This is a genomic window from Microbacterium sp. NPDC055312 (genome assembly GCF_053645675.1).
In genome coordinates, this window is sequence record NZ_JBSHMU010000003.1 from 175,054 (window position 1) to 198,114 (window position 23,061).

Genomic DNA, 23,061 nt, shown 5'->3' on the forward strand with positions numbered 1-23,061 from the left:
GGCCATGAAGCGCCGTCCACTGATCCTCGGCACCGCAATCGCCGCCGCTGCCGTCCTCGCTCTCTCCGGCTGCGCGAGCAGTTCGGACGGCGACAACTCCGCATCCGGTTCCGAGTACGGCCTGGTCGCCGACGGCACGCTGACCATCTGCTCTGAGGTCCCGTACCCGCCGTTCGAGATGGAGGGCGGCGACAACGGAAGCGGCTACACGGGCTTCGACATCGATCTCGCCGCCGCCATCGCGAAGAAGCTCGACCTCAAACTGAGCGTGCAGGACGTCGGCTTCGACGGACTGCAGTCGGGAACCACGCTCGTGGCGGGCACATGCGACTTCGGCGCATCGGCGATGACCATCACCGATGAGCGCAAAGCCAACATCGACTTCTCCGACCCGTACTACGACTCGCTGCAGTCCCTGCTCACGAGCACGGATTCCGGCATCAAGAGCATCGCCGACCTCAAGGGCAAGAACGTCGGCGTTCAGCAGGGCACCACGGGCGAGAGCTACGCGCAGGAGAACGCCACGGGCGCCACCCTCGTCCAGTACCCCGGCGACGCGGAGCTCTGGCCGGCACTGCAGGCGGGCCAGATCGATGCGATCCTGCAGGACCAGCCGGTGAATCTCGAGCACGAGAAGGCAGACGACACGTACAAGATCGTCGAAGAGTACGACACCGACGAGTCCTACGGCTTCGCCTTCGCGAAGGGCGAGAAGAAGGAGCTGCGCAAGGCGGTCAACGATGCGCTCGCCGAGCTGCGTGACAGCGGCGAGTACGACAAGATCTACGACAGCTACTTCACGGCGAAGTGATCGCCGCACCTGATCGGAGCCCGTGGCGATGGCATTGAAACGCAGGACCAAGAGCAAGATCTATCGCTACACGATGTACGGGATCTTCCTCGTCGCCGTGCTGCTGGTGGTTCTGCTCACCGACTGGCCGAAGATCGGCAAGCAGTTCTTCAACCTCGAGGTCGCGGCGAAGCTGTTCCCGGACATCATCGTCCTGGCGCTGCGCAACACCATCCTGTTCACGCTCATCGCGTTCACCGGAGGGCTGCTGCTGGGCATCCTCTTCGCGCTGATGAAGCTGTCGGTCATCGCTCCGTTCCGGTGGTTCGCAACGGCGTGGATCGAGCTGTTCCGTGGGCTTCCCGCCCTGCTGACCATCTTCGCGATGGCGTTCATCCTCCCGATCGCCTTCGGCGTCAAGCCACCAGGCGGCCCGGTGGGAGCGGGATTGATCGGTCTCATCCTGGTGGCGTCCGCGTACATGGCCGAGGTGATCCGGGCCGGCATCCAGGCCGTTCCCAAGGGGCAGGCCGAGGCGGCGCGCTCGCTGGGCATGTCGCCGATGAAGACGATGTTCTGGATCGTCCTTCCACAGGGGTTCCGGATCATCATCCCGCCGCTGACCAATGAGTTCGTGCTGCTGCTGAAAGACACCTCGCTGCTGTTCATCGCCGGCACCTTCATCTGGTCGAAGGAGCTGACGAGCTTCGCCCGTGACGCGAACACCATGTACGCGAACGCGACGCCGCTCATCATGTCGGCGCTGCTGTATCTGGTTGTGACGATCCCGCTCACACGCTTCACGGCGTGGCTGGAGCGGCGGATGGCGAGGGAACGATGAGTACGGATCTGATCGATGTGCACGCACCGGCGATCGACATCCAGGGCCTGGCGAAGAGCTTCGGAGACAACGAAGTGCTCAAGGGCATCGACCTCACCGTGCACAGCGGTGAAGTCGTGTGCATCATCGGTCCGTCCGGGTCGGGGAAGTCGACGCTGCTGCGGTCGGTGAACCTGCTCGAGCAGCCGACAGGCGGTCACATCTTCATCGAGGGCATCGACGTCACCGACGAGGACACCGACATCGACCGTGTGCGCCAGCGCATCGGCATGGTCTTCCAGAGTTTCAACCTCTTCCCTCACATGTCGGTGCTGGGCAACCTCACGATCGCGCAGCGGCGGGTGAAGAAGCGGAGCAAGGAGGAGGCCGAGCAGGTCGCCCGCGAGATGCTCGATCGCGTGGGACTGGCCGAGAAGGCGGATGCCTTCCCGAGCCATCTCTCCGGCGGTCAGCAGCAGCGTGTGGCCATCGCGCGTGCCCTGTGCATGAACCCCGACATGATGCTCTTCGACGAGCCGACTTCGGCTCTCGATCCCGAGCTGGTCGGCGAAGTGCTGCAGGTGATGCGCACGCTGGCAGACGAGGGGATGACGATGCTCGTCGTCACGCACGAGATGGGCTTCGCCCGTGAGGTCGGCTCCAGGCTGATCTTCATGGACGACGGGCACATCGTCGAGCAGGGCGACCCGCGCGAGGTGCTGGCGAACCCGCAGCACCCGCGCACGCAGGACTTCCTCTCGCGCGTGCTCTGAGCTGCGGAGCGGAGTCGGTCGTGTCGGGCGAGGGCGCTCCGATCTGGCATCCTGAACGGTGATGGAGATCGGCGCGTTCCTCGGCCTCGAGCAGCTCACCTGGGGCATGCTCATCCTCGTCGTCATCGCCGCATTCGGCGCCGGATGGATCGATGCGGTCGTCGGCGGCGGCGGCCTGCTGCAGTTGCCCGCGGTGCTGCTGATCCCCGGCATCACCCCGGTGCAGGCACTGGCGACGAACAAGCTCGGCTCGATCTTCGGCACGGCCACGAGCAGCGTCACGTACTACCGCCGCGCCAGGCCCGACATCCGCACCGCACTGCCGATGGCGGCGATCGCCCTGGCAGGCTCGTTCGGCGGAGCCGCCGTGGCGACCGTGCTTCCGGCATCCGCCTTCAAACCCATCATCGTGGTGGCCCTGCTGGCCGTCGCGCTGTTCACCGCGTTCAAGCCGCAGCTGGGCGCGGCGACCGCGCTGCGCTTCTCGGGCCATCGCCATCACATCACAGCCGGCGTGGCAGGCCTGGTGATCGGCTTCTACGACGGGCTGATCGGGCCGGGCACGGGAACGTTCCTCGTGATCACCCTCGTCGCGCTGCTCGGATACGACTTCCTGCAGTCCAGCGCGAAGGCGAAGATCGTGAACTTCGCCACCAACGCCGGTGCGCTCATCCTGTTCATCCCGCACGGCGCGGTGCTGTGGGTGCTGGGCCTCATCCTCGGCGTCGCGAACACCGCCGGCAGCTACCTCGGCTCCCGCATGGCGATCTCGCGCGGATCGGGCTTCATCCGCGTCGTGTTCCTCGTCGTCGTCATCGTGCTCATCGCCAAGCTCGGCATCGACGTGTGGAACGAGAACGTCGCGCCCCTGCTCGCCCCCCGCTGATGCCCAGGCGCGAAACCGGTCATCCGGCAGATCCAACGGATGCGACCCTTGCCACGACCGAGGTCTTCCCGCGTAGACTCCGAATTGCGCTCGATCGGGCGCGCCAGTGCTCCCAACGGAGGAGGGGACGATGAGGTCACTAGGCACGATTCGGATCATGGTCGGATTCGCCGGTCTCACCGCGGCAGCGGTCGCGCTGAGCGGATGCTCGGGATCCGGGGATCCGGGCGACGGCGACAAAGTCACCCTCGAGGTGCAGTCGGCGATGGCCGAGGGGACGCCCCGCTACGAGGCGCTCAGCGCGCTCGCGAAGGCATACGAGAAGGACAACCCCGACGTCAAGGTCGACGTCGTGGCGATGGGCAGCGACTACGAGGGCGACATGAAGGTGCGGATGGGGTCCGGGGATCTGCCCGACATCTGGGCCACGCACGGATGGTCGCTGCTGCGCTACAGCGAGTTCCTCGAGCCGCTCGACACGCAGCCGTGGGCCGACCAGCTCAACCCCGTGCTCGACTCGACCATGAAGAACGGCGACGGCGAGTTCTTCGCGCTTCCGCTGACGACCGACGTCGCCGGCATCCTGTACAACAAGACCGTGCTCGAGGATGCCGGGATCGACCCCGCATCGCTCGGCACCATCGAAGCGTTCGACGCTGCGCTCGCCAAGATCAAAGAGGCAGGAGTCGTGCCCATCTCGAGCTCGGGCAAGGACGACTGGTTCGCCGGCAACGTCGCCGACTGGCTCGGCTCGGGCTCGTACGACGAGGCGCAGTCTGAGAAGCTGGCCGACGGCGAGTTCGTCGACAGCGGCTTCGAGGCCATGTTCACCACGCTCGACGAGTGGGCCAAGGCAGGCTACTTCAACCCCGACTTCTCATCGGCCACCAGCGACGACATCGCCACCGCGCTCGGGCAGGGCACGACCGCGTTCGTGATGATCCAGAACACCCTCGCGCTCAGCGCCAAGGAGTTCGTGCCGGACGCGGAGATCGGGTTCATCCCGGTGCCCGCGATCAACGGCGACGACGAGTACCTGATCGGCGGCGAAGGCGTCGCGCTGGGTGCCTGGCGCGACGGGGAGAACAAGGAGGAAGCGCTCGACTTCCTCGCCTTCCTCGCCGAGCCGGAGAACATCAGCCAGTTCGCCAGCGAGGACGGCAACCCGGCTGGTCTCACCGACATCGACGTCGATCTCGGCGACCTGTCCGACAGCTACGAGCAGTTCTTCACCCCGGGAGAGGTGCGCATGGTGCCGTACTTCGACCGGGCGTACCTGCCCAACGGCATGTGGAACACGCTGATCTCGACGACGTCGGGTATCGTCACCGGGCAGAACACGGTCGACTCGGCTGTGAAGCAGGTCGAGGCGGAGTTCGGCACGCTGTACGGGCAGCAGTAGGTCACGCGAGAGGTGGCTTCACGCTCGACGGGGATCTTCCCGCGCCGACTCAACTGGTTCTACGTGCCGGCGCTCGTGCTGTTCGCGGTGTTCTCGATCTACCCGCTGATCAGCGGCATCAGCCTGTCGCTGACCAACTGGAACGGGTACAGCCGCAGCAAGGCGTTCGTCGGGTTCGACAACTATCTGCGCCTGCTCGACGACGAGGTGTTCCGCACCGCCCTGGTTAACACGCTGATCTACGGTGTCGGCAGCACGGTCATCCAGCAGGTGCTCGGTCTGGGGCTCGCCGTCGTGCTCGACCGGATCGTGCGCGGGGCGGCGCTGCTGCGCGCGGTCATCTACCTGCCGGTGATGGTGTCTCCGGTGGTGCTGGGCACGATGTACTACCTGATCTTCCGTTACAACAACGGCGCCCTGAACGATGCGCGGGCGCTGTTCGGCGCCGACAAGGTCGCGTGGCTGTCGGATGCCGGGTTCGCCATCACCGCGATCGTCATCGTCAACTCCCTGCAGTTCGTCGGCATCTCGATGGTCATCTACCTCGCGGGTCTGCAGAGCGTGCCGACCGAGTACTACGAGGCAGCGCAGCTCGACGGCGCGACCTGGTGGCAGAGCTTCCGCAGCATCACGCTTCCTCTGCTGCAGCCCGCCTTCGCCACGAGCATCGTGCTGAACCTGATCGGCGGGCTGAAGCTGTTCGACATCGTGCAGGTGCTCACCGGCGGCGGGCCGGGTCAATCCACTCACTCGGTGTCGACGCTGATCGGCGAGACGTACTTCTCGAATCAGGCGGCCGGCTACTCGGCCGCGATCGGCGTCGTGCTGTTCGTCTTGATCGTCGCGGTCACGTTCGTGCTGAACTCGCTGCTCAACCGGAAGCGGGTCGAGCTGTGAAGAACACCTCCGCGCCGTCGAAAGCGTTCATCTACGCCGGCCTGGCGTTCATCGCCGTGCTGCAGCTGCTGCCGTTCTACTTCGGGCTCACCACTGCATCCAAGCCCAAGACCGACCTGTCGTCGCCCTGGATCTTGCCCGGCGAGATCCACTGGGCCAATTTCGCCACGGCGATGCAGCAGGGCAACATCCTGCAGGCGATCGGCAACAGCGCACTGGTGACGGTCGTGTCGACGGTGCTGGTGTGCCTGCTCGGCGCGCTCACCGCGTACCCCCTCGCGCGACGGGTCACGCGCGGCAACAGGCTGATCTACGCGTGCATCATCAGCCTCATCATGATCCCGCCGCTGTCGGTGCTCGTGCCGCTGTACACGCTCATGAAAGACCTCGGCGGGCTGAACACGCACTGGGGCATCATCGTGCTGATGGTCACCGGCAACCTGCCGCTCGCCGTGTTCCTGTACACGGCGTTCATGCGCAGCCTGCCCGTGTCGATCGAAGAGGCGGCGACCGTCGACGGTGCGGGCCCGCTGCAGGTGCTGTTCCGGATCGTCTTCCCCATGCTGCGACCCGTCACGGCCACCGTCGCGATCCTCGCCGGGATCGGCATCTGGAACGAGTTCGCGCTGAGCACGTACTTCCTGCGCACCGACGAGACCCGCACGATCGCCCCGGCCGTGGCGGGGTTCTTCGCGGCGCAGGGCAGCAACCCGGGTGCCGCCGCCGCGGCATCCGTGCTCTCGGTCGTGCCGGTGCTGCTGGCCTACCTGTTCCTGCAGCGCAGCTTCATCAGGGGGATGGTCGCCGGATCGCTGAAGTGAGCTTTCTCGCGGTGAACGCGATCAGCGAGGCAGGTGATACTTGAACCCTACGTGCGAGCCGGTGTAGCCGAGGCGCTCGTAGAACCGGTGCGCGCCGGCGCGCGCGGCATCCGAGGTCAGCTGCACCATCGCCGCGTCGAGCGCGGGGGCAGCCTCGTCGGCCACCCAGCGCATCACGGCCGACCCGATGCCGCTGGATCTCAGATCGCTGTGCACCCGCACCGCCTCGACGAGCAGCCGGCGCGCTCCGCGCCTGGCCATCCCGGGGATCGAGGTGAGCTGCAGGGTGCCGACGATCGCTCCGTCGAGCTCGACGACGAGCAGGTCGTTCGACGGTTCGGCGAGGATGTCGTCGAGAGCGGTCAGGTAGGCCGGGCGGTCGGCATCCGACGCCTGATCCCCGCGGGATGCACTGATCGGGTCGTCGGCGAGCAGCGCGATGATCCCGTCCGCGTCGGCCCGGGTCGCACGCCGCAGCACCGCATGCCCCGCGCGCGAGTCGATCGGGTGGGGAAGGAGGATGGAAGCCAGCATCCAGCCAGTCTCCCAGCATCCCCTCCCCGCAGCTCCGCGCCGCCGCCCGGCGGGAAGTGAGGCGTCAGCGGGCAGGCCGGGTCAGACCTTCGCACGTATGGCGACGGGGACGGGATCGACGGTGAGGAAGACCCGCTCGCCGAAGGACGCATGCGCGTGCGCATCGTGCTGCACGCGCACCCGTTCGCCCGAGTCGGTTCGAACCAGAGTGCGGCGGATGCTGCCCAGGAATGTGCTCTCCTCGACGACGCCGGCGGTCGCGGCATCCGCCTCGCCGGTGAACCGCAGGTTCTCGGGACGCAGGTGCACGTCAACAGCGCCGGTGGCGGACACGTTCATGGGAAGCGACCGCCCCCACACGGTGACCGTGTCGCCCGAGGCCACACCCGAGACGAGGCTCGACAGCCCGATGAACGACGCGACGTGCGCGGTCGCGGGGCGCAGGTACAGCTCCTCCGGTGTGCCGATCTGGTCGATGCGACCGGCATCCATCACTGCGATCCGGTCGGAGACGGCCAGGGCCTCCTCCTGATCGTGCGTCACGAAGACGGTCGTGATTCCCAGGCGCAGCTGGATGCGGCGGATCTCGTCGCGCAGCTGCACTCGCACCTTGGCGTCCAGCGCCGAGAGCGGCTCATCGAGCAGCAGCACGCGCGGCTCGGTGACGAGGGCTCGGGCGAGCGCGACCCGCTGCTGCTGCCCGCCGGAGAGCTGGTGCGGGAACCGGTCGGCGAAAGCCTCCAGACCGACGAGGGCGAGCGCGTCGAGCGCCCGGCGCTCGGCCGCGGCCTTGCCCACGCCGCGCCGACGCAACCCGAACGCGGTGTTGCCGGCGACGTCGAGATGCGGGAACAGCGAGTACGCCTGGAACACCATGCCGATGTCGCGCCTGTTGGTGGGGACGCGCGACACGTCCTGACCGCCCAGCAGCACGGCGCCGGCATCCGCATGCTCCAGACCTGCCAGCACCCGCAGGGCGGTGGTCTTGCCGCAGCCGGAAGGCCCGAGCAGCGACACGAACTCGCCGGGCGCGATGTCGAGGTCGACACCGTGCAGCACCCGGTGCGCACCGTAGCGCTTCTCGATGCCCTGGAACTGCACACGCGTGCCCTCGCCCGCCTCGGCGAGCAGCACGTTGTCCGCGGTGGCGGGAAGGGGGCTCGGGGAGGTCATTGGTCAGCCTTTCGGTTGCCGCGCGCGGCGCGGCCGATGATGAGCAGCAGCAGGAAGCAGAACAGCAGCGCGAGCAGCGTGAAGATCGCCGGCACGTAGGCATCCTGCTTCTGCACGACGATCATCGCGGTCTGGAACACCTGCCGGTTCAGCAGCGACGCGATCGTGAACTCGCCCAGCACGACGGCGATCGAGATGAGGGATGCCGAGAGCAGCCCCTGGCGCAGGTTCGGCGCCAGCACCCTCACCACCACCGTCGGCCAGTTCGCGCCGAGCGAGCGGGCGGCTTCGGAGAGCGTGCGCAGGTCGGCGGCGTCGATCGATGCCTGGATCGAGCGGTACGCGAACGGCAGCACGGTGATGCCGTAGGCGAAAGCGAGCGTCCAGGTGCCGGTGCCGAATGCGCGACCGATCTGGAGGTAGATCGGAGAGAGGCCGACGACGAGCACGATCGCGGGGATCGAGATCGGCAGGAGCGCCGTGAACTCGAAGGCCGGCTTCAGGTTCAGGAAGCGCAGGTTCACGAGGATCATCGTCGGCGCGAGCAGCACCAGCACGATCACCACGGTGACGATCGCGAGGATGAGTGAGTTGCCCAGGCCGGTCCAGATCGGCTTGATCGCTGCCGACGCTGCAGGATCCACCACCGCCGCCCAGCGCGCGAAGGACAGGCCGCCCTCGCCGTCGCGCAACGTGTAGAAGAAGGTCGCGACCAGCGGGATCGCGAAGAAAGCGCCGATCAGGATGGCGATGATCCACCGCATCGCGGGGGAGGGCGCGATGCGGTTCACGATCGCCACCTCGCCGCGCGGCGCTGGATGAGCGAGTACAGCCCCATCACGGCTCCGACGATGACGATCATGCCGAGCGCGAGCGCTCCGGCGAGATTCTCGCGGCCGAGCACGGTCTCGCTGGTGAGCGCCGCGCGGATCTGCAGCGGGACGATCTGCGATCCCTGGCTGGCCAGCGCCGCGGCGGTCGCGTACGACGAGAACGCGTTGGCGAACAGCAGCAGCAGGCTCGCGAGGAACGACGGGGCGAGCACCGGGATGCCGACGCGCACCCAGAATCCGAGCCGGGTGCCGCCGAGAGTGAGGTTCGCCTCCGCCCACTGCGGCTTGAGCGCCGCGAGAGCCGGCATGAACGTGATCACCATGAGGGGCACCTGGAAGTAGATGTAGGGCAGGACGAGGCCGGGGACGTCATAGAGCCACACGCCGTCCGCGAAGATGTCCACCCCGAAGGCGTCTTCGAGCAGCACGGTCACGACGCCCTGCAGGCCGATCGTCGCGATGAACGCGAACGCGAGCATGACGCCGCCGAACTGCGCGAGGACGCCCGCCGCGGCATCCACAGTCTGGCGCACGGCGCCCTGCGGGTTCATTCCCAGCATGGCGTAGCAGACCACGGCGCCCGCCAGTGCGCCGACGACGGCGGTCAGCAGCGACAGCCATCCGGAGTTCGCGAACGTGTTCAGAACCACCGGGTCGACCAGCGCCGTGATGTTCGTCCAGGTGAAGACGCCATCCCCGTCGAAGAAGCCCGATCCGATCGCGAGGAGCGTCGGCACGGCCAGGAACAGCACCACGTAGACGCCGAAGGGAACCAGTCCCAGCCACGCCCAAGACAGACCCGACCGCCGGGCCGTCGGAGACGGCCCGGCGGTGGTGGAGGCGGACGCCGCGGCATCCGCCCCCGTGATCAACGCGGTCACTGAACCGCCACGGCCCACTTCTCGCCGAGCAGCGTGCCGGCGTCCGTCGACTGCTTCTCAGCAGGGACGACCGTCTCGGCGGGGACCTCGGGCAGCGCGGCCGCGAGCTTCTCGTCGATCGTGCCCGCTGCGGTCATGGCCTCCATGCGGGCCGGACGGGCGCCGCCCTTCAGCCACAGGTTCTGCACGTCGTCGCTGTAGAGGAACTCCTGCCACAGGCGCGCCGCAGCCGGGTGCGGGGCGTCCTTGTTGATGGCCTGGTTGTAGTACGAGGCATAGCCGACGCCGTCGAGCACGACGACCTCCCAGTCGGGGTTGTCCTTGCCCGCCGCGGCGTTCAGGTAGTCCCAGTCGAAGACGACCGGGGTCTCGCCGCTGGTGATGGTCGCGGGGGTCACATCGACCTTCAGGAAGTTGCCCGCCTTCTGCAGCTCCCCGAAGAACTCGATTCCGGGCGTGTAGTCGTCCAGGTCCCCGCCGGACTGCACGGTGGCGAGGCCCACGGCGCCGAAGGCGGAGCCAGCCTGGGTCGGGTCGCCGTTGATGGCGACGGCGCCCCTGAAGTCTGCGCCCTTGAGGTCGTCGAGCGAGGTGGGCTCGGAGAACTTCGAGGAGTCGTAGCCGATCGACATGTACCCGCCGTAGTCGCCGACGAACAGCCCGGTGGGCTCCTTCAGTGCGTCGGGGATCTCGTCGAAGTTCTCGACCTTGTACGGCGCGAAGGTGTCTGTGCTCTGCAGCGCGACGGCAAGTCCGAGGTCGAACACGTCGGGGGCGGTGTCCAGACCCTTGTTGGTCTCTGCGGCCTGGATCTCCTCGGCGCTGGAGACGTCGGGCGACGCCTCATTGATGGTGATCTCGGGGTAGCGCTCGGCGAACAGGTCGAGGATCTCGCCGTAGTTGGCCCAGTCGCGCGGCAGCGCGATCACGTTCAGGGCGCCCTCGGCCTTGGCCGCCGCCTCGAGATCTTCAAGGGTGCCGAAGTCGGCAAGCGACGTTGCGGTCGCCGCGTCGACGGACGAGCCGCCGTCGCTGTCGCCCGCGCTGCTGTCGGCGGCGCAGGAGGTCAGGGCCAAGGCGGCCGTGGCCACGAGGGCGATGCCGGCGACGAGGCGCGCACGGCGGGTGATGCTGGTCATCAGGGTTTCCTCTCGGATTTCCCGCGCTCGCGCGCAGGAGTCGGGTTACGAGAGGAAGCTACGGAGCGCGAGTTACGGGGTGGCGGGAGTCCGGTGAACGCGAGGTGTCCTGAGGGCGAATCGGTGAGAGTCCGGCTGCCCTGCTCTTACGTCGAGACCCCCGGCTGCAGACATCAGCAGCCGGAGGTCTCGACGGTAGGCGGGGCCTCGGTGTCAGGCGTCCTCCGGCTCGGCGTCGACGCCGGCCTCGGCGCGCTGCTCGGGCGTGATCGGCGCGGGCGCCTCGGTCAGCGGGTCGAAGCCGCCCCCCGACTTCGGGAAGGCGATGACCTCGCGGATCGACTCCGTCTTCGTCAGGTGCTGCATGACGCGGTCCATGCCCAGCGCGATGCCGCCGTGCGGGGGAGCGCCGAACCGGAACGCCTCGAGCAGGAAGCCGAACTTCTCCTCGGCCTGCTCCTCGGTGATCCCCATCACGTTGAACACGCGCTTCTGCACGTCTTCGCGGTGGATGCGGATCGATCCGCCGCCCAGCTCCGAGCCGTTGCAGACGATGTCGTACGCGTAGGCGAGAGCGGATGCCGGATCGGTGTCGAACGTCGCCTCGAACTCGGGCTTCGGCCCGGTGAACGCGTGGTGCACCGCCGTCCAGGCGCCGGAGCCCACCGCGACATCACCGGATGCCACCGCGTCGCCTGCGGGCTCGAACATCGGTGCGTCGACGACCCAGGTGAACGCGAACACGTCCGGGTCGAGCAGCTCGAGTCGGCGGCCGATCTCGACGCGGGCGGCGCCGAGCAGCGCGCGGCTGGCCTTCGTCTCGCCCGCGGCGAAGAACGCGCAGTCGCCCGGCTTGGCTCCCACGAGCTCGGCGAGGCCCGCCTGCTCGGCCTCCGACAGGTTCTTGGCGACGGGGCCGCCCAGCGTGCCGTCCTCGTTGAAGAGCACGTAGGCGAGGCCGCGGGCACCGCGCTGCTTGGCCCAGTCCTGCCAGGCATCCAGCGTCTTGCGCGGCTGCGACGCACCGCCGGGCATCAGCACGGCGCCGACGTACTCCGACTGGAACACCCGGAACGGGGTGTTCACGAAGTACTCGGTCGCCTCGACCAGCTCGAGCCCGAAGCGCAGGTCGGGCTTGTCGGAGCCGTACTTGGCCATCGCGTCGGCGTAGGTGATCCGCGGCAGCGGCGTCTGCACGTCGACATCGATGGTCTTCCACATCGCGACGATGAGCGACTCCATCATCTCGATGACGTCTTCCTGCTCGACGAAGCTCATCTCGATGTCGAGCTGAGTGAACTCCGGCTGCCGGTCGGCGCGGAAGTCCTCGTCGCGGTAACAGCGCGCGATCTGGAAGTACTTCTCGACGCCGCCGACCATCAGCAGCTGCTTGAACAGCTGCGGCGACTGCGGCAGCGCGTACCAGCTGCCCGGATGCAGGCGCGCCGGCACGAGGAAGTCGCGGGCGCCCTCAGGCGTCGACCGCGTCAGGGTCGGCGTCTCGACCTCGACGAAGTCCCGTGCGTGCAGCTCGTCGCGGATCGCCTTGTACACGTCCGAGCGCAGGCGCATCGCGGCAGCCGGGGTCGGGCGGCGCAGGTCGAGGTAGCGGTGCTTCAGACGCACCTCCTCGCCGATCGGGTCGGACTCGGCCAGGCCGCTCGAGACCTGAAAGGGAAGGGGCGCCGACTCGTTGAGCACGACCACCTCAGCCGCGATCAGCTCGATCTCGCCGGTCGGCAGGTTCGGGTTCTCGTTGCCCGCGGGGCGGCGCGAGACCTCGCCGGTCACCTGCAGCACGAACTCCGAGCGCAGCGGGTGCGCCACCTCCTCGTCGCGGATGACGACCTGCGCGATGCCCGACGCATCGCGAAGATCGATGAACGCGACGCCTCCGTGATCGCGGCGACGATCGACCCAGCCCGAGAGGGTGACGGTCTGACCGATGTGCTCGGCTCTCAATGAGCCTGCCGTGTGTGTGCGAAGCACGGAGAGTCCTTCTGATCGGGGAAATGTGAACCCGCCCAGTCTACGTGGCGGGTCGCGACGGCCGATCCGTACCGGGCTGGCGCCAGATACCGCGAGACTTCCGTTCCAGCACGAGACCGGATGCATAGAGCGAAGTGTCGTGCTGGAACAGAAGTCTCGCGAAGTGCGATGTCGTGGAACTGCCGCGATACGGTGGGCGGGTGACGGCACGACGACTCCACCTGGTGCGCCATGGCGAAGTGCACAATCCCCGGCGGGTGCTCTACGGGCGCCTTCCCGACTACCACCTGAGCACGGCCGGGCGCCGAATGGCGCGTGATGCCGCCGAGTATCTGGCATCCACCGGCCGGCCCGTGAGCGAGCTGCGCTGCTCGCCGCTCGAGCGCACCCAGGAATCCGCCGAGCCGTTCACCGAGCTGTTCGGCCTCGACGCGACGCACGACGCGCGCATCATCGAGCCTGCCAACGTTTTCGAGGGGCAGCGGATGTCGCGCGCCCTGCGCAACCCGTTCAACTGGCGCCACCTGCGCCGACCGTCGGTGCCCAGCTGGGGCGAGCCGTACTCGTCGATCGCGACGCGCATGCGTGCGGCGATGGACGAGTCGTGGGATGCCGCCGAGCGGGCCAATCCGGGGCACGACGGCGACATCGTGTTCGTCTCGCACCAGGCGCCGATCTGGATCACGCACCTCTCGGTCGCCGGCATCAGGCTGCAGCACGACCCGCGCACCCGCCGCTGCGCGCTGTCGAGCGTCACCTCGTTCGAGCGCGTCGGCGACGTGTGGCGCGAGGTCGACTACGCAGAGCCGGCGGCCAAAGGCATCGACCTCGGCGCGGTCTGACCCGCCCGGCGTTTCAGAGCGCGCATAGGAACCGCGCGTACGATTCCCAGCGTGTCCGTGCCTGCTCGTTCTCCTCGCGGCGCCTGGCGTATCGGCGCCGCAGCGCTCGCCGCGACGCTCACCATCGGTCTGAGCGCGTGCGCGCCCGACCCCATGGTCGAGGCGTACAAGAACGGCGATCAGAAGGCGTACACCTCGGCTGACTTCCGCGTCGAGTCGATCCCCGCAGCCGAGCGCAAAGCGCCGGTCGAGTTCGGCGGAGTCACCGAAGACGGCGAGAAGTTCTCTAGCGACGACATCCGCGGCGAGGTCGCCGTCGTCAACTTCTGGTACGCCGGATGCGGCCCGTGCCGCATCGAAGCCGAAGACCTCGAGGCCACGTGGCAGAAGCACAAAGACGACGGCGTGCAGTTCATCGGCGTGAACATCTACGACCAGGCCGACACCGCGAAGGCCTTCGCGAAGACGTACGGCGTGACCTACCCGAGCCTCATGGACGCCACCACCGGCGAGGCCAAGCTCGCCTTCGCCCGGGTGACGCCGATCCAGGCGCCGCCCACCACCCTCGTGCTCGACAGGCAGGGCCGCGTCGCCGCGCGCATCATCGGACCGATCGACGGCACCTCGATCCTGTCGACGCTCATCAAGGACGCCCTCGAGGAGAAGGCGTGACCCCGGATGCCGTGATCGGAGCGGGAGCGCTCTGGATCGCCATCCCGCTCGCCCTCCTCGCGGGGCTCGTGTCGTTCCTGTCGCCGTGCATCCTGCCGCTCGTGCCGGGTTATCTCGGATTCCTCGGGGGAGCGGCGGGCGTGGGGGGCCCTTCGGCAGGCTCAGGGGCCCAGGTGGGCTCAGGGACCCGGGCGCAGCGCCGCCGGATGCTTCTCGGCGTACTGCTCTTCATCGCCGGGTTCACGGTGGTCTTCGTCGCCTACACGGTGATCGGCGGCGCGGCATCCGTCTTCTTCCTCGAGTGGGGCGACCTGATCACCCGCATCCTCGGCGGGGTCGTCGTGCTGATGGGCCTGATCTTCCTCGGACTGTTCGGCTTCGCTCAGCGGCAGTTCAAGATGCAGGTCGACTCGACGACGGGCCTGATCGGCGCCCCCCTTCTCGGGTTCACCCTCGCGATCGGCTGGGCGCCGTGCACCGGCCCCACGCTCGGCGCGATCATCAGCGTCGGCTGGACTCTGGGCGATCCGTGGCGTGCCGGTCTGCTCGGCGTCGCTTACTCGCTCGGCCTCGGCATCCCGTTCCTGCTGGTCGCGCTCGGCTTCGGCTGGGCGACCAGCGCGACGGCGTTCATGCGCCGCCACATCCGCACCGTCAACATCGTCGGCGGCGCGCTGCTGATCGTGCTCGGCCTGCTGATGGTCACCGGCGTGTGGACCCAGATCATGTCTCGACTCACGGCGGTGATGAGCAGTGTCATCCTCCCCCTCTGATCGCTCCGAGGGCACGACGGCGGCGTCCGACCCGCTGCGTCCCTCCGACCACATCGACTCGACCCCGGTCGACGACGAGATCACCCAGCCCAGGCTGGGTGTCGTCGGCTGGCTGCGGTGGGGCTGGCGTCAGCTGACATCCATGCGCGTCGCCCTGGTGCTGCTGCTCCTGCTCGCGATCGCGGCGATCCCCGGATCGGTGTTCCCGCAGCGCACCGCCGACCCCAACGGCGTGGTGCAGTACAAGCAGAACAACCCCGAGATCTTCCCGGCGCTCGACGCTCTCAGCATGTTCGACGTGTACTCGTCGCCGTGGTTCTCGGCCATCTACCTGCTGCTGTTCATCTCGCTGATCGGCTGCATCATCCCGCGCATCAAGCACCACGCCAAGGCGCTGCGCGCACTGCCGCCACGCACCCCGGCACGGCTCGGCCGGCTCGAGCACCACCGGGCCACCGTCTGGGCCACTGAGCGTGCCGAAGAGACGGGCGACGCGGCCGCCGCGATCGATGTCGCCGAGAAGCAGCTGAAGTCCCTCGGCTACCGCGTCGCGCGCTACGACCGCGGCCGGACGTGGTCGGTCTCGGCCGAGCGCGGCTACTGGCGCGAGACCGGCAACCTGCTCTTCCACATCGCCCTCGTGGGCGTGCTGGTCACGGTCGGCGTCGGCGGTGGGTTCGCGTACACCGGTCAGCGCGTGGTCATCGAGGGCGCCAGCTACGTCAACACCCTGATCGACTACAACTCGATCAACCGGGGCCGTTTCGTCGCCGACGACTCGTTCCAGCCGTACGCGCTGACCCTCGACTCGTTCGACGTCACCTACGAGGACTTCGGCACCCCCGGCGCCGGTCAGGCGGGCAACTTCGCGGCCAACCTCTCGGTGCGAAACGTCGACGGATCGACGAGCAAGGGCACCGTGCGCGTCAACCACCCGCTGCACATCGGCGGCGACAGCATCTACCTGCTCGGCAACGGTTACGCGCCCACCATCACCGTGCGCAACGCCGAGGGCGAGAAGGTGTTCAGCGGCCCGGTGGAGTTCCTGCCGCAGGACAGCGCGATGACCTCGCTCGGCGTGGTCAAGATCACCGACGGCATGCCTGAGCAGCTCGGCATGATCGGCTTCCTCTATCCGACACCGCTGAAGATGAAGAGCGGGGCGTACACCTCGGTGCACGGTGCACTGAACCTGCCGCTGCTGACTCTCGACGTCTACCAGGGAGACCTCGGCGTCGACGGCGGCAAGCCGGTCTCGGTGTTCGAGCTGAACACCGACGGCCTCGAGAAGCTCAACGGCCGCACCACCGACACGAAGTCGATCGAGCTGCAGCCCGGCGAGACGGCCGACCTGCCCAACGGCCTCGGCACGGTCACGTTCGAGAACGTGTCGCCGGAGGGCGCGCAAGACACCCTGCAGTCGGTCAAGCGCTACGTCTCGCTGCAGATCCACCACGACGCCTCGGCGCCGTGGGTGCTCGCGTTCGCGCTGCTGGCCATGGCGGGCCTCGGGCTCGCGCTGTTCGTGCCGCGTCGGCGCATGTGGGTGAAGGCCACCGCCGCCGACGACGGCATCCACCTCGAGTACGCCGCGCTCGCGCGCGGTGACGATCCCACCCTCGCCGCCGCCGTGGACGACCTCGTCCGCGGACACGAGCGGCTTCTCGAAGCGGCCGTGCCCGAAGGCTCGACCCCCGCACAGGGAGCATGACAATGCCCGACCTCGATTCGATCTCGATCCTCACGCTGTGGACGGCCATCGCCGTCTACGCCGGCTCGTTCATCGCCTACGCCTTCGACCTCGCTCGTCGCTCCTCGGCGACGACCGCCGAGGTCGAGACGCCGGTGCTGGTCGCGGCCGGCGGAGCGGATGCCCGCGGCGCCGGCTCACCGGCATCCGGAACCGCCGCGGGCGGAACAGGGAAGAGCGGCGCGCCGCGCTACATCTTCGCCCGCATCGGCACGGCGCTGGCCATCCTCGGATGGCTGTTCCACCTCGTCTCGACGCTGACCCGCGGTTTCGCCGCCGGCCGCGTGCCGTGGGCGAACCTGTACGAGTTCGCGATGGTCGGCACGCTGCTGATCATGGCCGTGTACCTGGTGGTGCTCACCCGCATCGATCTGCGCTACCTGGGCACGTTCATCTCGGGCCTCGTGGTTGTGCTGCTCGGCGCCGCCGCGGCGAACTTCTACGTCTCGGTCACGCCGCTGGTCGACCCGCTGAAGTCGGTGTGGCTGGTGATCCACGTGTTCGTGGCGTCGCTGTCGACAGCGCTGTTCGCCCTGGCGTTCGCGCTTTCGGTCATGCAGCTCATGCAGTCGCGCCGCGAGCGTCGCATCGCAGAGGGAGTTGAGAACGCCGGCCCGGGGTTCCTGCGCACGCTGCCGAACACGGTGCGCCTCGAGAACATGGCGTACCACTTCACGGTCGTCGGATTCATCTTCTGGACCTTCACCCTGATCGCCGGCTCGATCTGGGCGCAGGACGCGTGGGGCCGCTACTGGGGCTTCGACGTGAAGGAGACCTGGACGTTCATCATCTGGGTGCTCTACGCCGGGTACATCCACGCCCGTGCGACGCGCGGCTGGCGCGGCAACCCCTCGGCCTGGCTGTCGATCACCGGCTTCACTGCCGTCATCTTCAACTTCGCCATCGTGAACGTCTTCTTCAAGGGACTGCACGCGTACTCCGGCCTGAGCTGAGCCCTGGCGCCACTTGATGGCGGCCCCGCTCGCGCGGAGGTAGGCGAACACGCGGAGTCGGAAGATATCCACTGATTCGTCCTACCTGGGCGCGTTCGCCTACCCCGGATGAGTGCGGCTCCGCGCAACCCGCTTTCCCAGGAGGCGGGAGTCCGAGCGCGAGGCCGCACGCAGGTAGGTCAACACACGAGGGTAGGACGGGAATCCGGGGATCCGTCCTACCCTCGTGTGTTCGCCTGCACACGAAGAGCCAGGCGGACAGCATCCGGATGCTAGGCCGCGGCCAGCACGGCCTTCGCCGACGTCGTGCGCCGGGTCGCCACGGCGATGGTCGCGGCGACGAGCGAGAGCACCGCCCACACGATCAGGCCGGCGAAGGCGGCGCCGCTCGGTTCGATCAGGCCGCTCAGCGCGGGTGCTGTCGGCATCGCGGCGCCGAGACCCGCGAGCCAGTCGGGAACCGTCGAGATGAGGCTCGTCGCGAATGCCAGCACGCCGACCAGCGCGCTGATCCAGCGACCGATGCCGCCGAGTACGGCGACGAGCGCCTGGTTGATCGCCGCGAACGTCACCCCGGCGACCAGCGCGAACCCGGCGAAGCCCCACCATGTCGGGGCGTCGTACTCCACGACGAACTGCACCACCAGCGCCACGAGCAGACCCTGCGCTGCGCCGATCGCGGCCGCGGGCCAGAAGCCGCGCAGCACCATGCCGCCCGATGAGCGGCGTGAGGTGAGGGCGCTGCCCGGAACGGCTCGCAGCACGACGAAGGTGGCGAGCGCGCCGAACCACAGCACGACCGCCGACAGCAGCGGCACCGTCGCCGGTCCGAAGAAGCCCTCCGAGTCGGAGTTCGAGGTGACCGGGTCGGCGATCACCGCGGCGAGAGACGTCGACTGCTCGTCGTCGAACGACGGCAGCGAGGTCGCGGCGGTGTGCAGGCCCTCGGCGAGATCGCCGGTGCCGGATGCCAGCTGATCGAGTCCGCTGGTGAGCTCGGTCGCCCCGTCGCCGAGTGCGGTGATGCCCTCCTGAAGCTGCGATGCGCCCGAGGCGAGGCCGGATGCCCCGGTCGCCGACTGCCCCACGCCGTCGGCGAGCTGCCCGAGTCCGCCGCCGAGCTGGGATGCCGCCGTGCCGGCCGTGCGCAGCTGCCCGGCGATGGCCTTCGGCGCTTCGGCGCTCAGCTGTGTGAGTCCGTCCGCTGTTCCCTCGGCTGCCTGCGCCGCAGGCCCGGCGTACTGCGACGCGGCGCCGGCGGCCTGTGCGGCCAGTCCGGCAGGCTTGACCAGACCTCCCGCGATTCCAGCGGCACGGTCCAGGTCGCCGCAGAAGTCAGGGCTCGCTGTGCGATCGCACTGCGCAGCGAGGCTGGCGAGCTGCTGGGAGAGTCCGCCGACGCCGGTCTGCACACCGGCGGCCGCCTCCGCAGCACCGTCGGCCGCCTGCTTGACCCCGGCGGTGGCCTGCTTCGCTCCGTTCGCGGCATCCAGCAGCTGACTCGGCACCAACCCGCCGCTCTCCAGCGCCGCCGCACCCGAGATCAGACCCTGCCCGAGCTGCGTCGCGCCAGTGCCGGCCTCGCGCGCCTTGCCGGCGATCGTGTTCAGCCCACCCGCCAGCTCGCCCGCACCGTCCGCGAGCTTCCCCGCGCCGTCGGCGAGCTGCGCCGCGCCACCGGGGATCTCGGCCGCGCCCTCGGCTGCGGAACGCGCACCGTCGGCGAGCTGGTCGGCGCCGTCGGCGGCATCGCCGATCTGGTCGCCGATGGTCTTGAAGCCGATCAGCACGTTGCCGACCGTCGCCTCGCTCAGCATCGTGCCGAGGGTCGACGCGGCGACCGAGGCGATCTGCTGGCTGATCAGCCCGTCGGCCACGCGGCCGTCCGGCGGTGTCGTGACGCTGATCTCGGCCTGTTCGGCCTGATCAGCGGCTCCGTCGCCCTCCTGCAGAGCCGCTCCCGCCGAGGTCGCGTCCTTCGAGAACGATTTCGGAATCGTCACGACCGCCTGATAACGGCCGTCGGCCATGCCCTCGGCGGCGTCGTCCTCGTTCGAGATGACCCATGTGAGGTTCGAGTCGAGCTCGTCGGAGCCCTCCACGAGACCGGCGGCGAGCTGGCGGCCGAGCGGGGTGTACTGCCCGTCGATCGTGACCGGCTTGTCGAGGTTGACGACCGCGGCGGTCATCTCCTCGAGCCGGTCGGTCGGATTGTGCAGGGCCGCCACGAGGATCCCGCCGATCATCGCGGGCAGCAGCAGCACCCCGATCAGCGTCAGCCAGGTGATCGGCCGGCGCGAGCGTGCGCGTTCGATGGGGAGAGTCATGCGGTCACCTCGGTCGAGTCGGAGGTCGGGATGTGTGTGCTCTCGCGCAGATCCGAGACGGATGCCACGGATCGGCCGGCGTCGGCGAGCAGGCGCTGCGCGGCATCCGGGTCCGTCGTCGTGAAGACGACCGCGAGGTCGTCGCCGGCGTCGCGCAGCCGTGCGGTGAGCTGGTCGCGATCGGATGCCGGGATGCGCTCGACTCCGTCGAGGATCACCAGGCCGGTCCGTCCGCGCAGTGCTTCGCCGAGCTGCGCGCGGGCGTCCGGTCCGTCGAGCAGCGCGACGCCGACGTGCGCGCGCACCCAGGCCGCGCGGCCCGGCAGCAGATGACCGGTGACGCGCAGCTTTCCGGCATCCGGTTTCACGCGCCCTGCCAGCACGAGAGCGAGGGTGCGCAGGGTGCGGGGTGACCCGCCGGCGACGATCAGCGCGCCGCCGGGCGCGAGCCGCAGGTGCGCGCCGCGGATGCCGACGTCGTCGACCACGAGGTCGTCGGCGGCGAGGATGCTGTCGTCACCCGGCCACGCGTCGAGCGCGCGCTCGCGCTCGACCGCCTCGCCCTCGATGTCGACGTGCGGCAGGATGCGCTGCATCCACCGCGGGATGCTCCATGCGCGGTCGCCGAGGATCGCCATCACCGCGGGGATCAGCGTCATGCGCACGACGAACGCGTCGATCGCGATGCCCGCCGCGAGGCCCAGGGCGATCGGCTTGAGCGACGAGTCGCCTTCGGGCACGAACGCGACGAAGACGGCGAACATGATCAGCGCCGCGGCGGTGACCACGCGGGCGGTGCCGGCGAACCCGGAGCGCACGGCCTCGACGGCAGCGGCCCGGGGCCCCTGAACCTGGCGAAGGGCGCCGGAGTGCACGAAGTCCTCCCGCATCCGCGAGACGAGGAACACCTGATAGTCCATCGCCAGGCCGAACAGCACGCCCATCAGCACGATCGGCATGAAGCTGATGATCGGACCGGTGCGGGCGACATGCAGGGCATCGGCGAACCAGCCCCATTCGAAGACCGCGGCGACGACGCCGAACGCGGCGAGGATCGAGAGCAGATAGCCGACCGCCGCGGTGACCGGCACCCAGATCGAGCGGAAGACGATCGCCAGCAGGATCAGCGACAGGCCGATCACGAAGATGCCGAACGGAAGCAGCGCCGAGCCGAGCTGATCGGAGATGTCGATCGCGACGGCGGTGAAGCCGGTGACCTTCAGGTCGATGCCGTACTCGTCGAGCCACTCGTCGTGGTGCGAGCGCAGTTCGCGCACGAGGTCGCTGGTGGCGGGGTCGTCGGGGGCGGTCTCGGGGATGATCTGCACGATGCCGGTGTCGGCCGTCTCGTTCGGCGTGGCCAGGGCGACCTCGCGCACGCCGGGCAGCTTCTCGACCTCGTCGCCGAGATCCTGCATGAGGTTCAGCGGATCGGTGGAGGTGACGATCGTGCCGGTGAGGATCAGCGGGCCGTTGAAGCCGGGGCCGAACTCCTCCGCAGTGAGGTCGTAGTTGACGCGCGCCTCCGACCCCTTCGGCAGCACGCCCGCGTTGGGCAGCGCGAGATCGAGGCTGAGGGCGGGGATCGCCACGATGCCGAGGCCGACGATCACCGCGGTCGCGACGGCGACCGGGCGCTTCGTGACCGCATCGACCCAGCGGCGGGAGAAGGTCGGCCGGGATGCGGCATCCGGCTTCCGGCGCGCGCGACGCGGGCGCCCCGCGACGCGACCCTTCAGGAAGCCGAGCATCGCCGGGGTGAGCGTCACCGAGATGGCGACGGCGATCGCGACGGCGACCGAGGCGGCGATGCCCATGGTCGTCAGGAACGGGATGCCCGCGAAGCCGAGTCCGATCAGGGCGATGAGCACCGTGACACCGGCGAACACCACCGCCGAGCCTGCGGTGCCGACGGCGCGGGCCACGGACTCCTCGGGATCGATGCCGTCGCGCACCTGATCCTGATGGCGCGCGACGATGAACAGCGCGTAGTCGATGCCGACCGCGAGGCCGAGCATGAGCGCGAGCAGCGGAGTGGTCGACGAGACGGTCGCGAACGCGGTGGCCGCGAAGATGCCGGCCATCGAGATGCCCACCCCGAGCACGGCGGTCAGCAGCGGGAGTCCTGCGACGACGAACGAGCGGAAGGTGACGATCAGCACGAGCAGGGCGATGAGCAGGCCGATCGCCTCGGTGATCGTGACGGTGGGGATCGAGGTCGCGAACAGGTCGCCGCCGAGAGCGGTCTGCGATCCCTCGGGCAGCGCCGCGGCGAGGTCGTCGACCTGCTGCTGCAGATCGTCCGTCACGCTCTCGGGCACATCGGTGGCCTGCCCGTCGAACTGCAGGCGCACGATCGCGGCGGTCTTCTCCTGGTTGACCATGCCGGTGATGCTCTCGTCATAGGGCGAGGTCACGGCGAGCACGCCGTCGATGCGCCCGAGACTGCGCACAGTGCTCTCGATCTCGTCGCGGTAGGAGGCGTCGGTGACGTCATCGCCGTCGGCGGCGACCACGATGAACTGCGCGTTCGTGCCGCTCACCTGCGGAAAGGTGCGCTGCAGCTGCTCGAGGCCTGCCTGCGATTCCGTGCCGGGGATCGAGAACGTGTTGTCGGTTCCCGCGCCCAGCCCCACCGCAGCGCCGCCGGCGACGCCGAGCACGATCAGCCAGGAGACGAGCACACGCCAGGGGTGGCGGAACGACCAGCGGCCGAGCGAGGAGAGAAGGGTGGACACGCGGCCTCCGCAGAATCTCGATACACAGATGTATTGAATACGTAGATGTATCGTAAGGGCATCGGGAT

Annotated in this window: 20 protein-coding genes; 12 read left to right on the forward strand and 8 right to left on the reverse strand. The window is 68.7% G+C overall.

Annotation, left to right across the window (positions count from 1 at the left end; translation table 11 throughout):
- Positions 1-4: 4 nt before the first annotated feature.
- The 7 genes from ACWIDW_RS09450 to ACWIDW_RS09480 all read left to right on the forward strand — a co-directional run bounded on the left by ACWIDW_RS09450 (position 5) and on the right by ACWIDW_RS09480 (position 6,389).
- A complete protein-coding gene (locus tag ACWIDW_RS09450; protein WP_454124774.1) occupies positions 5-811 on the forward strand; it encodes a basic amino acid ABC transporter substrate-binding protein in 807 nt (268 codons plus the stop codon).
- A 28-nt stretch (positions 812-839) separates the two neighbouring features.
- On the forward strand, positions 840-1,631 hold the full coding sequence (locus tag ACWIDW_RS09455) for an amino acid ABC transporter permease (RefSeq protein ID WP_454124776.1): 792 nt from the start codon (positions 840-842) through the stop codon (positions 1,629-1,631).
- On the forward strand, positions 1,628-2,383 hold the full coding sequence (locus tag ACWIDW_RS09460) for an amino acid ABC transporter ATP-binding protein (protein WP_454124778.1): 756 nt from the start codon (positions 1,628-1,630) through the stop codon (positions 2,381-2,383). The genes ACWIDW_RS09455 and ACWIDW_RS09460 overlap by 4 nt, the downstream gene beginning before the upstream one ends.
- Positions 2,384-2,444: 61 nt before the next feature.
- Positions 2,445-3,269: a TSUP family transporter gene (locus tag ACWIDW_RS09465; protein ID WP_454124780.1), complete on the forward strand. Its 825-nt coding sequence runs from the start codon at positions 2,445-2,447 to the stop codon at positions 3,267-3,269.
- Between the two features lie 157 nt (positions 3,270-3,426).
- On the forward strand, positions 3,427-4,671 hold the full coding sequence (locus ACWIDW_RS09470) for an ABC transporter substrate-binding protein (protein ID WP_454124782.1): 1,245 nt from the start codon (positions 3,427-3,429) through the stop codon (positions 4,669-4,671).
- Between the two features lie 12 nt (positions 4,672-4,683).
- Positions 4,684-5,568 (forward strand): carbohydrate ABC transporter permease, encoded by an 885-nt coding sequence (locus ACWIDW_RS09475; protein WP_454124784.1) that lies wholly within the window; start codon positions 4,684-4,686, stop codon positions 5,566-5,568.
- The gene (locus ACWIDW_RS09480) at positions 5,565-6,389 is read left to right on the forward strand and encodes a carbohydrate ABC transporter permease (RefSeq protein ID WP_454124786.1); all 825 of its coding nucleotides are present in this window, start codon (positions 5,565-5,567) and stop codon (positions 6,387-6,389) included. The genes ACWIDW_RS09475 and ACWIDW_RS09480 overlap by 4 nt, the downstream gene beginning before the upstream one ends.
- 21 nt (positions 6,390-6,410) lie before the next feature.
- Here ACWIDW_RS09480 and ACWIDW_RS09485 read toward each other — a convergent pair whose 3' ends face one another.
- The 6 genes from ACWIDW_RS09485 to aspS all read right to left on the reverse strand — a co-directional run bounded on the left by ACWIDW_RS09485 (position 6,411) and on the right by aspS (position 12,938).
- The gene (locus ACWIDW_RS09485) at positions 6,411-6,923 is read right to left on the reverse strand and encodes an N-acetyltransferase family protein (protein WP_454124788.1); all 513 of its coding nucleotides are present in this window, start codon (positions 6,921-6,923) and stop codon (positions 6,411-6,413) included.
- 81 nt (positions 6,924-7,004) lie between these two features.
- Positions 7,005-8,096 (reverse strand): ABC transporter ATP-binding protein, encoded by a 1,092-nt coding sequence (locus ACWIDW_RS09490; RefSeq protein ID WP_454124790.1) that lies wholly within the window; start codon positions 8,094-8,096, stop codon positions 7,005-7,007.
- Entirely contained in the window at positions 8,093-8,887 is a 795-nt protein-coding gene (locus ACWIDW_RS09495; protein ID WP_454124792.1) for an ABC transporter permease, read from the reverse strand. The genes ACWIDW_RS09490 and ACWIDW_RS09495 overlap by 4 nt, the downstream gene beginning before the upstream one ends.
- A complete protein-coding gene (locus ACWIDW_RS09500) occupies positions 8,884-9,801 on the reverse strand; it encodes an ABC transporter permease (protein WP_454125303.1) in 918 nt (305 codons plus the stop codon). The genes ACWIDW_RS09495 and ACWIDW_RS09500 overlap by 4 nt, the downstream gene beginning before the upstream one ends.
- Positions 9,802-9,806: 5 nt before the next feature.
- Positions 9,807-10,949 (reverse strand): ABC transporter substrate-binding protein, encoded by a 1,143-nt coding sequence (locus ACWIDW_RS09505; protein WP_454124794.1) that lies wholly within the window; start codon positions 10,947-10,949, stop codon positions 9,807-9,809.
- Between the two features lie 213 nt (positions 10,950-11,162).
- Complete coding sequence (aspS, locus tag ACWIDW_RS09510; RefSeq protein ID WP_454124795.1) at positions 11,163-12,938, reverse strand: aspartate--tRNA ligase; 1,776 nt, start codon at positions 12,936-12,938, stop codon at positions 11,163-11,165.
- A 200-nt stretch (positions 12,939-13,138) separates the two neighbouring features.
- Here aspS and ACWIDW_RS09515 point away from each other — a divergent pair, with 200 nt between their 5' ends.
- The 5 genes from ACWIDW_RS09515 to ccsB are packed head-to-tail and all read left to right on the forward strand — an operon-like array spanning position 13,139 to position 17,928.
- Positions 13,139-13,780 (forward strand): histidine phosphatase family protein, encoded by a 642-nt coding sequence (locus ACWIDW_RS09515; protein ID WP_454124796.1) that lies wholly within the window; start codon positions 13,139-13,141, stop codon positions 13,778-13,780.
- 51 nt (positions 13,781-13,831) lie between these two features.
- Positions 13,832-14,452: a TlpA family protein disulfide reductase gene (locus ACWIDW_RS09520; protein WP_454124798.1), complete on the forward strand. Its 621-nt coding sequence runs from the start codon at positions 13,832-13,834 to the stop codon at positions 14,450-14,452.
- A complete protein-coding gene (locus ACWIDW_RS09525; RefSeq protein WP_454124799.1) occupies positions 14,449-15,225 on the forward strand; it encodes a cytochrome c biogenesis CcdA family protein in 777 nt (258 codons plus the stop codon). The genes ACWIDW_RS09520 and ACWIDW_RS09525 overlap by 4 nt, the downstream gene beginning before the upstream one ends.
- Positions 15,206-16,936, forward strand: a complete 1,731-nt coding sequence (gene resB / locus ACWIDW_RS09530; protein WP_454124801.1) for a cytochrome c biogenesis protein ResB — start codon at positions 15,206-15,208, stop codon at positions 16,934-16,936. The genes ACWIDW_RS09525 and resB overlap by 20 nt, the downstream gene beginning before the upstream one ends.
- A gap of 2 nt (positions 16,937-16,938) precedes the next feature.
- Positions 16,939-17,928, forward strand: a complete 990-nt coding sequence (gene ccsB, locus ACWIDW_RS09535; RefSeq protein ID WP_454124802.1) for a c-type cytochrome biogenesis protein CcsB — start codon at positions 16,939-16,941, stop codon at positions 17,926-17,928.
- Positions 17,929-18,200: 272 nt separating this feature from the next.
- On the opposite strand, the gene ACWIDW_RS09540 is transcribed toward ccsB, so the two are convergent.
- Together ACWIDW_RS09540 and ACWIDW_RS09545 are read right to left on the reverse strand one after the other, a co-directional pair.
- The gene (locus ACWIDW_RS09540; RefSeq protein WP_454124804.1) at positions 18,201-20,255 is read right to left on the reverse strand and encodes a YhgE/Pip domain-containing protein; all 2,055 of its coding nucleotides are present in this window, start codon (positions 20,253-20,255) and stop codon (positions 18,201-18,203) included.
- Positions 20,252-22,993 carry an efflux RND transporter permease subunit gene (locus ACWIDW_RS09545; RefSeq protein ID WP_454124805.1) on the reverse strand — a complete coding sequence of 914 codons (2,742 nt, stop codon included), beginning with the start codon at positions 22,991-22,993 and terminating at the stop codon, positions 20,252-20,254. The genes ACWIDW_RS09540 and ACWIDW_RS09545 overlap by 4 nt, the downstream gene beginning before the upstream one ends.
- Positions 22,994-23,061: the final 68 nt, after the last annotated feature.

What these genes read in the sequence shown, in the direction of transcription:
- ACWIDW_RS09450 (WP_454124774.1), top strand. Translation starts at nt 5, where the DNA reads ATGAAGCGCCGTCCACTGATCCTCGGCACCGCAATCGCCGCCGCTGCC.
- ACWIDW_RS09455 (WP_454124776.1), top strand. Translation starts at nt 840, where the DNA reads ATGGCATTGAAACGCAGGACCAAGAGCAAGATCTATCGCTACACGATG.
- ACWIDW_RS09460 (WP_454124778.1), top strand. Translation starts at nt 1,628, where the DNA reads ATGAGTACGGATCTGATCGATGTGCACGCACCGGCGATCGACATCCAG.
- ACWIDW_RS09465 (WP_454124780.1), top strand. Translation starts at nt 2,445, where the DNA reads ATGGAGATCGGCGCGTTCCTCGGCCTCGAGCAGCTCACCTGGGGCATG.
- ACWIDW_RS09470 (WP_454124782.1), top strand. Translation starts at nt 3,427, where the DNA reads ATGGTCGGATTCGCCGGTCTCACCGCGGCAGCGGTCGCGCTGAGCGGA.
- ACWIDW_RS09485 (WP_454124788.1), bottom strand. Translation starts at nt 6,923, where the DNA reads ATGCTGGCTTCCATCCTCCTTCCCCACCCGATCGACTCGCGCGCGGGG.
- ACWIDW_RS09490 (WP_454124790.1), bottom strand. Translation starts at nt 8,096, where the DNA reads ATGACCTCCCCGAGCCCCCTTCCCGCCACCGCGGACAACGTGCTGCTC.
- ACWIDW_RS09505 (WP_454124794.1), bottom strand. Translation starts at nt 10,949, where the DNA reads ATGACCAGCATCACCCGCCGTGCGCGCCTCGTCGCCGGCATCGCCCTC.
- ccsB (WP_454124802.1), top strand. Translation starts at nt 16,939, where the DNA reads ATGCCCGACCTCGATTCGATCTCGATCCTCACGCTGTGGACGGCCATC.
- ACWIDW_RS09540 (WP_454124804.1), bottom strand. Translation starts at nt 20,255, where the DNA reads ATGACTCTCCCCATCGAACGCGCACGCTCGCGCCGGCCGATCACCTGG.